The 12,050-nt window shown below is 70.7% G+C and carries 12 protein-coding genes; 6 read left to right on the top strand and 6 right to left on the bottom strand.

What is annotated here, in order from left to right; translation table 11 throughout:
• Positions 1-47 precede the first annotated feature (47 nt).
• A complete protein-coding gene (locus OG788_RS36000) occupies positions 48-1,457 on the top strand; it encodes an aminopeptidase P family protein (RefSeq protein WP_406375216.1) in 1,410 nt (469 codons plus the stop codon).
• Positions 1,458-1,579: 122 nt separating this feature from the next.
• On the opposite strand, the gene OG788_RS35995 is transcribed toward OG788_RS36000, so the two are convergent.
• The 4 genes from OG788_RS35995 to OG788_RS35980 are packed head-to-tail and all read right to left on the bottom strand — an operon-like array spanning position 1,580 to position 5,576.
• Positions 1,580-2,395, bottom strand: coding sequence for an ABC transporter permease (locus tag OG788_RS35995; protein WP_385700099.1), 816 nt, complete (start codon positions 2,393-2,395; stop codon positions 1,580-1,582).
• A gap of 10 nt (positions 2,396-2,405) precedes the next feature.
• Positions 2,406-3,296, bottom strand: coding sequence for an ABC transporter permease (locus tag OG788_RS35990; RefSeq protein WP_351546717.1), 891 nt, complete (start codon positions 3,294-3,296; stop codon positions 2,406-2,408).
• Between the two features lie 7 nt (positions 3,297-3,303).
• Entirely contained in the window at positions 3,304-4,512 is a 1,209-nt protein-coding gene (locus OG788_RS35985; RefSeq protein WP_406375215.1) for an ABC transporter substrate-binding protein, read from the bottom strand.
• A 26-nt stretch (positions 4,513-4,538) separates the two neighbouring features.
• Positions 4,539-5,576: an ABC transporter ATP-binding protein gene (locus tag OG788_RS35980; protein ID WP_356753981.1), complete on the bottom strand. Its 1,038-nt coding sequence runs from the start codon at positions 5,574-5,576 to the stop codon at positions 4,539-4,541.
• 122 nt (positions 5,577-5,698) lie between these two features.
• Between OG788_RS35980 and OG788_RS35975 the strand changes: the two genes are divergently transcribed.
• Both OG788_RS35975 and OG788_RS35970 read left to right on the top strand, forming a co-directional pair.
• Positions 5,699-6,517, top strand: a complete 819-nt coding sequence (locus tag OG788_RS35975) for a GntR family transcriptional regulator (protein ID WP_351546708.1) — start codon at positions 5,699-5,701, stop codon at positions 6,515-6,517.
• Complete coding sequence (locus OG788_RS35970) at positions 6,474-7,253, top strand: cache domain-containing protein (RefSeq protein WP_406375214.1); 780 nt, start codon at positions 6,474-6,476, stop codon at positions 7,251-7,253. Before OG788_RS35975 ends, OG788_RS35970 begins: the two co-directional genes overlap by 44 nt.
• A 25-nt stretch (positions 7,254-7,278) precedes the next feature.
• On the opposite strand, the gene OG788_RS35965 is transcribed toward OG788_RS35970, so the two are convergent.
• Positions 7,279-7,938 carry a hypothetical protein gene (locus tag OG788_RS35965; protein ID WP_351546702.1) on the bottom strand — a complete coding sequence of 220 codons (660 nt, stop codon included), beginning with the start codon at positions 7,936-7,938 and terminating at the stop codon, positions 7,279-7,281.
• A 270-nt stretch (positions 7,939-8,208) separates the two neighbouring features.
• Here OG788_RS35965 and OG788_RS35960 point away from each other — a divergent pair, with 270 nt between their 5' ends.
• The 3 genes from OG788_RS35960 to OG788_RS35950 are packed head-to-tail and all read left to right on the top strand — an operon-like array spanning position 8,209 to position 10,668.
• Positions 8,209-8,865: a helix-turn-helix domain-containing protein gene (locus OG788_RS35960; protein WP_406375213.1), complete on the top strand. Its 657-nt coding sequence runs from the start codon at positions 8,209-8,211 to the stop codon at positions 8,863-8,865.
• Between the two features lie 32 nt (positions 8,866-8,897).
• The gene (locus OG788_RS35955) at positions 8,898-9,428 is read left to right on the top strand and encodes a toxin-antitoxin system, toxin component (protein ID WP_351546802.1); all 531 of its coding nucleotides are present in this window, start codon (positions 8,898-8,900) and stop codon (positions 9,426-9,428) included.
• Positions 9,429-9,441: 13 nt separating this feature from the next.
• On the top strand, positions 9,442-10,668 hold the full coding sequence (locus OG788_RS35950; protein WP_406375212.1) for an MAB_1171c family putative transporter: 1,227 nt from the start codon (positions 9,442-9,444) through the stop codon (positions 10,666-10,668).
• A 224-nt stretch (positions 10,669-10,892) separates the two neighbouring features.
• Here OG788_RS35950 and OG788_RS35945 read toward each other — a convergent pair whose 3' ends face one another.
• Positions 10,893-11,894, bottom strand: a complete 1,002-nt coding sequence (locus tag OG788_RS35945) for an alpha/beta fold hydrolase (RefSeq protein WP_406376937.1) — start codon at positions 11,892-11,894, stop codon at positions 10,893-10,895.
• Between the last annotated feature and the right edge of the window lie 156 nt (positions 11,895-12,050).

Below are 12,050 nucleotides of genomic sequence, written 5' to 3'. Positions count from 1 at the left end.
GGACGACACGACCTGCGCGACACGACCTACACGAGAAGGTGCCTGACGTGGCCAAGGGCCGAAAGAACGGTCTCTACCGAGGAATCTCCGACGAGCTGTCCGCCCTGATGCGCACGGGCTGGGCCGACACCGAGCAGCACGATCTGCGGCCGGACGAGCAGGCGGCCCACGCGGCCCGCCGCCGCGCCGCGCTCTCCGGCCTCTTCCCGGGCGAGCGGCTGGTCATCCCGTCCGGAGGGCTCAAGACCCGGTCGAACGACACCCATTACCCGTTCCGCCCGTACTCGGGCTACGTCCATCTGACAGGCGACCAGACACGCGACGGCGCTCTCGTGCTGGAGCCGCGCGCGGAGGGCGGTCACGACGCGCACTGCTATCAGCTCCCCCGAGACAGCCGGGACAGCGACGAGTTCTGGACAGGCATGACCGCGGAGCTGTGGATGGGCCGTCGCCGCTCCCTCGCCGAGTCGGAGCGGGTGCTCGGTCTTCCCTGCCGCGACATCCGCGCGATCTCCGAGGACCTGGCGGACTCGGGTGTCCCGACGCGCGTCGTCCGCGGCCACGCCCCCGCGATCGAGGCCGCGCTCGTCACCGATGAGGAGCGGGACGCCGAGCTGGAGGAGGCACTGTCCGGGCTGCGGCTGGTCAAGGACGCGTGGGAGATCGGCGAGCTGCGCCGGGCGGTGGACTCCACCGTGCGCGGATTCACCGATGTCGTCAGGGAGTTGTCGCAGGCGGTCGCCACCTCTGAGCGATGGATCGAGGGCACCTTCTTCCGCCGCGCCCGCGTCGAGGGCAACGACGTCGGCTACGGCTCGATCTGCGCGGCCGGCGAGCACGCCACGATCATGCACTGGGTGGAGAACGACGGACCGGTCCGCCCCGGCGAACTGCTGCTGCTCGACGCGGGCGTGGAGACCCGCACCCTCTACACCGCCGACGTGACCCGCACCCTCCCGATCAGCGGCGCGTTCAGTCCGCTCCAGCGCGAGGTCTACGACGCCGTGTACGAGGCGCAGGAGGCGGGCATGGCGGCGGTGAAGCCGGGTGCCCTGTACCGCGACTTCCATGACGCCGCCCAGTGGTCGATGACCGAGCGGCTGGTGGCGTGGGGCTTCATCGAGGGCCCGGTGGAGCGCGCCTTCGACCTCGGTCTCCAGCGCCGCTTCACCATGGCGGGTACCGGGCACATGCTCGGGCTCGACGTCCACGACTGCGCCCGGGCCCGCAACGAGGACTACGTCGGCGGCGTCCTGGAGCCGGGCATGGTCCTCACCGTGGAGCCGGGCCTCTACTTCCAGCCCGACGACCTGACCGTGCCCGAGGAGTGGCGCGGCATCGGCGTCCGGATCGAGGACGATCTCCTGGTCACGGCGGACGGCTATGAGAACCTCTCGGGCGCCCTCCCTCGCTCGGCGGACGAAGTCGAGGCGTGGATGCGGGAGTTCGCCGGATAGTCCGCACGCCGCCCGGGACCGCGCGCAACGGTCCCGGGGCAGGCCTCGATGGCCGCGGCAGTCCCGATCAGCGGCCGCGGGCCCGCTGACAGCGGCTCCCTGCCGCCCGCTCCCGCAGCCCCTCAGATCCTGCTCTCGGCCGCCGTGTCGGCGGACAGCCGCTGTGCCGCGTAGATCGGGATCACCGAGAGCAGGACGAGCACGGCGGCCACGACGTTCACGACCGGTGCCTGACGGGGCCTGGTCATGTTGTCGAAGATCCAGATCGGCAGGGTCTCGATGCCGGGCCCGGCCGTGAACGTCGTCACGACGATCTCGTCGAAGGACAGGGCGAAGGCGAGCAGTCCGCCGGCCAGCAGCGCCGAGCGCACCAGCGGGAAGGTGACGTCGGCGAAGGCGCGGAAGGTGTCGGCGCCCAGGTCCATCGCGGCTTCCTCGTAGGTGCCGGAGGTACGGCGCAGCCGGGCGACGACGTTGTTGAAGACGACGACGATGCAGAAGGTCGCGTGGCCGACGATCACGGTGAACATGCCGAGTCCGACGCCGAGCGGTTCGAGCACCGTGCTGAACGCCGAGTTGAGCGCGATGCCCGTGACGATCCCGGGCAGCGCGATCGGCAGGACGACCACGAAGGAGATGGCGTCACGGCCGAAGAAGCGGTGCCGGGCGACCGCGAAGGCGATCAGCGTGCCGAGGACCAGCGCGATCGCCGTGGCCCCGAGTCCCGCCTTGACCGAGACCCACAGGGCCGCGCGGGCACCCTCGTTGGCCCAGGCGACCGACCACCAGTGGAAGGTGAGCCCGGTCGGCGGCCAGCTCGCGCTGCGGTCCGGGTTGAAGGAGTTGACCAGGACGAGCGCGAGCGGCACATAGATGATCGCGAAGCCGAGCCCGGCGGCGACGCGCAGCGCGACGCGCGCGGAACGGGAGAGTTGCACAGCGGGCTCCTCAGAGACTGCTCAGGGCGCCCGTGCGGCGCATCGCGAGGAGGTACACCACGATGACCACGACGGGGACCGTGCCGAGTGCGGCGGCCATGGGCAGGTTCAGTTCGATGTTGGAGTAGACGACGTTGCCGATGAGCTGGGTCTTGCCGCCGACGATCTGCACGGTGATGTAGTCGCCGAGACTGAGCGAGAAGGTGAAGACCGAACCGGCGGCCACGGACGGCAGGACCATCGGCAGCACGACCGATCGGAAGGTGCGCCCCGCCCCGGCGCCCAAGTCCGCCGACGCGTCGAGCAGGTTGGCCGGCAGCTGCTCCAGCGCGGTGTGGATCGGCAGGATCATGTACGGCAGCCAGAGGTAGGTGAGCGCGATGATCGCCGCGACCAGTCCGTACCCGGGTCCGCTCAGTCCGAACGGCTTCAACATCCAGTCGGCGAGGCCGCCTTGGGAGAGGATCAGCCGCCAGGCGTACACCTTGACGAGGTAACTGGCCCACAGCGGGGTGAGGATGGCGACGACGAGCAGCGGGCGTCGGGCGGGCCTGGCGATGCGCGCGGTGTAGAAGGCGACCGGGAAGGCGATCACCGCGCACAGGACGGTGACCGCGAGGGCGACGCCGATGCTGCGCAGGATCACCTGCCGGTACACGGGCGTGGTGAACAGCTGGTGGAAGTTGTCGGTCGACCAGACCTTCACGACCTCGGAGGTGAAGGAGTTCGTCGTCCAGAAGGCCGAGACGAACAGCACGGCCAGGGAGCCGAGATAGAGGACCGCGAGCCAGAGCAGCGGTGCGGTCAGGAGCAGGGACAGCCGCAGCCGGGAGTGCCGGTGCAGGGTCCCGGCGAGCCGCCGGACGGGGGAGCGTCCGGCGGCCTGCGCGGTGGTGGTCATCGATCGGTCAGCCCTTGATCTCGGTCCAGGCCTGGACCCACTTCGCGTACGGGACGCACTTGACGTCGGTGCGGCCGTCGAGGCACTGCTCGATGGGCGTGTTCCAGAACGCGATGTTCTTCCAGTAGCTCTCGTCGGTCGCGTGGTAGGTGTCGCAGAAGGTCTTGTCGCTGGTCTCCCCGCACGCCTCGGCGTTGGCCGGCGCCTCACCGAAGTACTCGGCGACCTGGGCGTTCACCTTCGGCGAGATGATCCAGTCCAGCCACTTGTAGGCGCAGTTGGGATGCTTGGCCTTGGCGGAGACCATCCAGGTGTCGGACCAGCCGGTGGAACCCTCCTTGGGCACGAAGGCCTTCACCTTGGCTCCCTCGTCGGCCGTGAGGTTGGCGATGACCTGCCAGGTGGTACCGACGACGGAGTCCCCGCTCTTGAACGCGGAGATCTCCTTGAGGTAGTCGCTCCAGTACTCCCCCACGTTCGCGCTCTGCTTCTTCAGCAGCGCGACGGCCGCGTCGAACTGCTTCTGGTCGAGGGCGTACGGGTCCTTGATCTTCAACTCGGGCCTGGTCGCCTTCAGATACAGCGCCGCGTCGGCGATGTAGATCGGCGAGTCGTACGCGGTGACGTGGCCCTTGTTCGCCGAGGCGTCGTCGAAGACCGCCGACCAGGACGTGGGGGCGGGGGTGACCTTCTCGGTGTTGTACATCAGGAGGTTGGCGCCCCGGCCGTGCGGGATGCCGTACATCTGGCCGTCGACGGAGTTCCAGGCGCCCTTCTTCAGGCCGCTGAAGACGTCCTTGTAGTTCGGTACGAGGGCGGTGTTGACCGGGGCCGCGTCGCCCGAGGCGATGAGCCGGAGGGAGGCGTCTCCGGAGGCGGAGACCGCGTCGTACTGGCCGGTCTTCATCAGCTTGACCATCTCGTCGGAGCTTGCGGCCACCTTGGAGTTGACCTGGCAGCCGGTCTGCTTCTCGAAGTCGCCGACCCAGTCGACCGCGGGGTCGTTGGAACCGTCCTCGACATAGCCGGCCCAGGCGATCAGGTTGACCTGCCCCTCGGTCTTTCCGAGCTTCGACTGCGCCTTGAGGTCGGGCGGGTTGAGGCCGGTGGACGAGGAGGAGCCGGTGTCGGACGATCCGCAGGCGGTGGCCGCGAGGAGCACCGCGACGGCGGTGGCGGCCTTGAGGGTTGGGGTGAGGCGCACGGCGTACTCCATACGTGACGGGGGACTGAGCGTGGGAGTCAGCGGGGGTCGGGGACCTGGAAGGTGTGGCGGCGGTGCCACTGGAGCCGGACCCTGGTGCCGCGCAGGGCGGCGACGTCCTCGGAGGAGGTCTCCAGGTTCTGCTGGAGCGCGGTGAGCCGGCCGCCCGCGTCGAGGTCCACCAGGAAGCGGGTGGAGTCGCCCAGGTAGACGACCTCGGCGACGGTGCCGGTGGCACTGGAGTGCTCCGGCTCGTTCGCCTCGGCGGACTCCTTGAGGACCCGGATCTTCTCGGGCCGGATGCTGTACGTGCCCGGGGCGCCGACGACCTGTTGCGCCGACTGGCCCTCGAGCAGGTTGGACGTGCCGACGAAGCCCGCGACGAACGGGGTTGCGGGGCGTTCGTAGATCTCTGCCGGGGTGCCGACCTGTTCGATGCGGCCCTGGTGGAAGACGGCGATGCGGTCGCTCATCGTCAGGGCCTCCTCCTGGTCGTGGGTGACGAACACGAAGGTGATGCCGACCTCGCGCTGGATCGCCTTGAGTTCGACCTGCATCTGCTCGCGCAGCTTGAGGTCGAGGGCGCCGAGCGGCTCGTCGAGCAGCAGGACGCGGGGGCGGCCGACGAGGGCCCTGGCGAGGGCGACACGCTGGCGCTGGCCTCCCGAGAGCTGGGCCGGACGGCGCCGGCCGAAACCTTCGAGACGTACGTCGGCGAGTGCCTTGCGAGCCCTGACGAGCCGTTCGGCCTTCCGCACTCTGCGGACCTTGAGGCCGTAGGCGACGTTCTGTTCGACGGTCATGTGCGGGAACAGGGCGTAGTCCTGGAAGACCGTGTGCACGTCCCGTTCGAAGGGGGCGAGACCGGTGACCTCCTGGCCGGCCAGCTCGATCCGGCCCTCGGTCGGGCTCTCGAATCCGGCGATCATCCGCAGGACGGTCGTCTTGCCCGAGCCGGACGGGCCGAGCATCGAGAAGAACTCGCCGTCGGCTATCTCCAGATCGACTCCTGCCACGGCGGTCGTGTCACCGAACGCCTTTCGCAGGCCCTGGAGCCGGATCGCCTTTGCCTCCATGGGCGGGGAACCTTTCTGGTGCAGGTGTGCGTTGCAACACTGACCGGAAAGATATGAAGTCATAGTTCAAATCTCAAGACCCCTTTAGAGTAAAGGTTGAGTCAACGCACAAGGTGGTGACCGTGAAGCAACACAGGGGCGACGGCGTCCGCAGAGCCGTCTTCACTCCCGTGGACAACCGCGCTCGCGTCGAGACGGTCGTACACCGGATCGGCGACGCCATCGAGCTCGGGCTGCTCGCCGACGGCGAGCAGCTGCCCGGCGAGATGGAGCTGGCCGGACAGCTCGGCGTGTCCACGGTCACCCTGCGCGAGGCCCTCATGGCCCTGCGGCAGCAGGGCCTGGTCACCACGCGGCGAGGGCGCGGAGGCGGCAGCTTCGTGTCCCTGCCCGAAGTCCCGGGCGAGGACCGGCTGAAGGCCCGGCTGGCCGGCTGGAGCACCGAGGAACTGCGCGACCTGGGCGACCACTGGGCAGCCGTGTCCGGCGCCGCCGCCCGGCTCGCGGCGCAGCGGACGGAACCGGACGACCTCAAGGCGCTCCGCCGCACCCTGGACGACCTGGCGTCCGCCGAGGACGCCGCCGCCCGCAGCCGCGTCTACGGCCGCTTCCACGTCGAGCTCGCCGCGGCGGCGCAGTCCGCCCGGCTGACCCGTGAACAGGTCGTGCTCCAGACGGAGGTGGGGGCGCTGATGTGCCTCGTGCTCGGGGACGACGAATATCGTGAAGAAGTCGCAGACCGTCACCGCTCCGTAATCTCCGCCGTGCAAGATGGGGCCCACGATTCGGCCAGAGCGCTGGCCGAGCGGTGCGTACAGGACTCGACGGCGCGGCTCATCAACCTCCGCCTGGCGATGCCACGCGCCGTGTCCGGTCCCCGTCCGCTGGAGGGCACCCATGAGCAGGAGCCCAGGCCCGGCCGGCGCGACGGCGACGCTTGACGCCACCCCCGAGGCGGCCGTCGCCGCGCAGGTCCGCTCCACGCTCGAGGCCGTCTTCGAAGCGGTCGCCGAGACCCGCGCCGATACGACCGCTCTCCTCACCCGCGTCGCCGCGCAGGGCCGCCGCCCCGCGACGGTGGATCTGGCGGCACTGCGCCCGGGGCTGCATCGGCGGCTCATCCGGCAGGAGTTGGTGTCGGGCGCCGGCTTCGTGGCCGCGCCGGGCCTGCTCGGTGACGTACCGGCGTGGCTGGAGTGGTGGCAGCAGAGCTCCGACGGGGGCGTACGGCCCTTGCTGCTCGACCTCGATCCGGCGCACTCCGCGTACTCCGACTACACGCACTGGGACTGGTTCGCGCTCCCCCGCGACACCGGGCAGCGCGCGGTCGCCGGGCCCTATGTCGACTACCTCTGTTCCGACGAGTACAGCCTGACGCTGTCCGCGCCCGTCCACGTGGAGGGCCGGTTCATAGGGGTCGCCGCGGCCGACGTCTATCTGCGGCACTTCGAGGGCACGGTCGTCCCGCTCCTGCAACGGCTGCCCGGAGCGGCCTACTTGGTGAACGCGCGGGGACGGGTGGCCGCGTCCGCCGACCCGGGCCATCTGGCCGGATCCCTCACCAGGGGACCGGACTTCGCGTCCGTGCTGGCGGCGGCCCGGAGCACTCGCTTCGAGGGAATGCGGCTCGTCCCGTGCGACGGCGTGCCACTCGTCCTCGTGACACCGGCCGGCTGACTTCCACGGCGTACCGGCGCGGGGGTCACACCGCCCGCAGCTCCGCCGCGCCGTTGCGTGTCGTACGGGCCTTGCGCGGCGGACCCGCGACCGGCCGCACGGCCTCGCGCAGCACCAGGGTCATCCGCGTGTAGCCCATGTTCTGAAGGGTCTTGGGGGTGTCGTCGACGATCCGGCAGTCCGTGCGGCCCCAGCGCGGGTCGGGGTGCACCAGCGGGCGGACGGCCCCGTCGTGCTCGACGGCGCCGGGACCGACCGCGCGGATCCAGTGCGGCAGACCGTGCCGGTAGGCGGCATCCATGATCGGGTCCTGGGCGATGTCCCGGCGGATCGACTGGAGTCCGCGGTCCTGGGCGTGCCGCTCCACCGCCGCGGCGAAGTGCGCGAGCATCGGCAGGCACCAGCTCGACTCGTGCTCGCCGAGGATCGACCCCGCGTCCGGATGGAACAGCACGAACCGAAGGAAGTTGTCACCCGGCATGGCGGTCGGATGGGTACCGACGCCGTCGAAAAGTGTCTCGAATGCGGCGTTGGACAGAACGACGTCCCAGCGGTGGTCGAAGACGACGGAGGGGAAGGGGACGGCCTCCAGCAGCGTGGCGTAGTCCTGGAGGTACGCCTGAGCTTCGAGACTCTCGGGGACAGGTCGCGGCTGGGACCGCTGCCTTCCTGCCTGGTACGCCATCGGGAGGTCACCCCTCTTGCCTCTGCGGCCTTCACGCGGCGCCCCGATCCTGATGCCCCGGGCACAGGCGTGTCAACTATCGTGGCATTTGGCGCTTGTTGACGGCTGAATCTCGCCACAGTTGTGGCGAGACCTGGATGTGAGTTCGAGCGAGGGGCTACGCTCCGGATGGTCCCCGGTCTTGGTACCGGGATGGTTTTCCGACCTTCGTGTCCACATGGTTCCCGACCTTCGTGAGAGCCACCTGAGAGAGACGTAGGAGATCTGTCGGTGACGGATGGCTTCGAGGTTCCGGGCGCCACGGCGACGGTTCTGCTGCAGGCCGTCGTGGCCCGGGTCACCGCACTCGCCGACCGGCTCGGCGTGCTGCACGCCGAAGTCTTCGACGTCCAGCGGCTGTCGGCCGGGTCCGGCGTCCCCGAACACGTGGTGAAGGCCCTGCTCACCGGCCGCCGCGCCGGGGAGCCCGACCTGCAGGCAAGGTTCCTGCAACGCCTGGACCTGCTGCGCCGCACCCGGCTCAAGCCCAACGGGCGCCGCTACACCCAGCAGGAGATCGCGGACGGCGCCGGCATGTCGCGCCAGCAGGCGGGCGCCCTCATCAACGGCGACCGGCGCCCCACCATGGAGCACTGCGACGCCATCCAGCGCTTCTTCCGGGTACACGCCGGGTTCCTCACGGCCGAGGACTCCGAGGCGCTCGTGGGTGCCCTGCAGCGCTCGGAACAGGAACTCCTGCAACGGCTCGCCGACCGCGAACGCGCGGCGGCCACCGTCGCCGACGATCCCCTGGGGCGGCTGCTCCTCGACCACGGGGTCCGCGGAATCGCCTGGCGGGCCGCGCAGTTGCCCACCGACCAGCACCGGGACAAGGTCGCGGAGTGGCTGGACATGCTCCTGGAGAGCGTCAAGCGGCCAGAGTCGTGAGCCGGGGGAGATCAGTGGGCATCGGAAGGGAAATGCGCCGCCTGTGCGGCGAGTTGGTCTCGGAGCTCTCGCTCCCGGCGCCGGCGGCACCCGCCGACCTCTACACGGCGCTGTGCTGCGCGATGAGCAGACGCCGCGGCCGTCCCGTCCAGTTCCGTACGGCCGTGTTCCCGCCCGGCACCGCCAGCGGCCTGTGGCTCGACATGGCCGAGCAGGACCTCGTCGTCATCGAGGAACGCACGGCGCCCGACCACCAGTTGGTCATCCTCGGCCATGAGCTGTGGCACATGAAGGCCGGGCACTGCAGCCATCACGTCGGGGGCGCGGCCGTCGCGGCGCGCTTACTCAGCGACACCGCGGACCTTGACGCCACCGTCCTGAGAGTGGCCGCGCGCACCCGCTTCGACCTCGCGGACGAGAAGGAGGCCGAGAGCTTCGGTCTCCTCCTCGCCAGCAAGTGCCGTACCTGGCTGGCCGGTTCCTCGCTGCGCGGCCCGGTGCAACAGCACGGTCTGGCCGGGCGCATCGAGGCCTCCCTCGGCTGCCGCGGGCCACGGGGCTGACGGTCCCGGAACCATGGACGGATCCAGCTACTACATCCCGGCCGTCGCCATGGGCGCCGCCATCAGCTTCAAGGGCCCCGCCCTCCTGCGCGGCTGGCGCGACCCGCTGCTGCGTTCCGTGGGTGTGCTGCTCGCCCTCGCCGGCCTGGTGTTCCTCTTCGCGGCCCCGCCGACCATCGCCGCGGTCAACGACATCACGGGGATACCCAACGTCTCGGCCCCCCTGGTCTACTGCCTGCTCAGTGCCTACAGCGCCTCGTGTCTGGTGCTGATCATCAACTGGCGCGGCGGACCGCCCGAGGTCACCCGACGGCTCTCACGCCGCTGGATCCTCGGCTACACCGTCGTCGGCGTGGCGCTGATCGCGCTGTTCGCCCTCGGGGACGCCTCCGTCGAACGGCTGCGGGACCTCGACACCTACTACGCCAACACGCCCTTCATCCGCGAGATGATCGTGCTCTACCTCGTCTCGCTCACCACCGCGGGTGTCGCGATGAACGTCATGTGCTGGCGCTGGGCCGCCCAGGTGCGCGGCCGGCTGCGCGCCGGGCTGGTGATCATCGCGTTCGGTTCTCTCTGCAACATCCCCTACTCGGCGGCCAAGCTGACCGCCGTGGTGGCCCGCTGGAACGGCGGGAACCTCGACGACCTGAGCACCAACGCGGCGCCCGTGCTGGCCTCGGCGGGGGCCCAGATCACCGCCGTCGGGTTCTGCCTTCCGCTCGCCTGGCAGCGCATCGGGGACAGCTGGAACACCTGGTCGACCTATCGCACCCTCGGGCCGCTGTGGCGCGAACTGAGGCCGGTGTCCGTGCCGGAGGACCGCGCGGTGCGGATCTCCTGGTGGTCGCCCGCCGAACTCCAGGTCACCCAGCGGGAGTCCGACATCCACGACGGCATGCTGAGTCTCTACCCCTACTTCGACTCCACGGTGCGCTCCCGGGCCTACGGCGCCGCGGTCGCGGCGGGCTCCTCCCCCACCGAGGCGCACGCCGAGGCGGACGCCGCCATGGTGACGGTCGCCGTGCGGGCCAGGGCCGCCGATCCGGAGGGCCGGGTCATCAGCTCGGCGGAGGAGGCCTCCGCACCGCCGACGGCCGGATCGACGTTCGCGCACGCCGACGGCCCCCGGGACCTCGTGCGCATGTCCATCGCGCTGCGCCGGTCGCCCGTCGTCGCGGCGGCCCGGGGCCGGACGGCGGCCAAGTCGGCGAGCGACTCCCGCGAACGAACGGGATAGGCCGGCGATCAAGGGGCGGGCGGCCCCCGCGAGCGGGACAGCCCGGCGACCGGATCGGCAGGTGGCTCCCGCGAACGAACGGGATGACCGCTCCGGGCACACCGACGCGTCCGAAGGACCGCTGGTCTCGACGACGGAGTCACGGGTGGTGCCGGGTGCCCGCGCCCGGCACCCGACACGGCAGGCCGCCGGGCGGCGTTCACCCGGACGCCCTCAGAACCGCCTCAGGTCGCGCTGCGTTCGCTCGCCTCGCGCAGGTCCTTCTCCACCGCGCGGTTCTGGACGGTGTCCGGTTGCCCCGCCGCCGTACCCGGGCGTCCACTGCGCAGCAGCCCCCGCCAGCGCTCGCGGCTCCAGTCGGCCGCACTGGTATTGGTCGTGAACTCCTCGACCAGGGCGAGGAAGCGCGCGGGATCGCTGTGGAAGGGGAAGTGACCGGCCCCCTCGAAGATCTCCAGGCGGCTGCCCGGCATGGCCTCGTGCGCCCCGTGGGCGTGCCGCACCGGAACCACGCTGTCCCGGTCGCCCCAGAGCAGCATGGTGGGCATGCCCTCCGTGAGGTAGCAGCGGTCGAGCATGGTGACCGCCTGGCCGCGCCAGTCGACCACGGCCCGCAGGGTCCGGATGAACGCGCTACGGGAGGTCGCGTCGGGCAGCGCGTCCACGAGGTTGACCAACTCCGGCGCGTCCTGGGCGAGATCGGTGTCGAGCATGCGTATCAGACGCAGGAAGAGGGCCACTTGGAGGCGCATACCGGGCAGGCGCAGCGCGGAGAGCATCAGATGGGCACCCGGCAGCGACACGGCGCGCAGGACGGGATTGACCTCGCCCCCGACACCGCCCGCGCTGACCAGGATCAGCCGCTCGGTGCGCTCGGGGAACTGGTACGCGAACTGCATCGCCACTCCCCCGCCCAGCGAATGCCCCACCAGGGTGGCGGACTCGATGTCGAGCGTGGACAGCAGATCACGCACGCCGTTGGCGTAGGCGGCCACCGAGTAGTCGGCGCGCGGCTTGTCCGAGGCGCCGTGGCCGAGCAGGTCGGGCGCGATCACGGTGTGGGTGCGGGCGAGGTCGGGGATCAGCTCCGCCCAGGTCGCGGAGGAGTCGCCTATGCCGTGGATCAGGACGAGCGCCGGGCCCTCACCGGCCATCCGGTAGGCGCGCCGGTAGCCGTGCACGACGCGGTGGTGCAGCCGCAGTTCCCCGTCACCGACGGAACGCAGCCGCGGGGTGCGCCGCGGATGGCTGGACTGTAAGTCGACCACGGGCAGACCTCCCGTTCCCAGGCCGCCGCGAAGGCGGCTCCCGAGCCGCCGGAACGACGGCTCCGGGGCCGTCCGGTAGGCGGCCCCAGCTCTCGTCACCAGCGTAGGGCCCCT

The organism is Streptomyces sp. NBC_00647, assembly GCF_045207245.1.
GTDB lineage: Bacteria > Actinomycetota > Actinomycetes > Streptomycetales > Streptomycetaceae > Streptomyces.
Note: the sequence above shows the minus strand (reverse complement) of the source record. Positions and strands in the feature narration are given on the sequence as shown.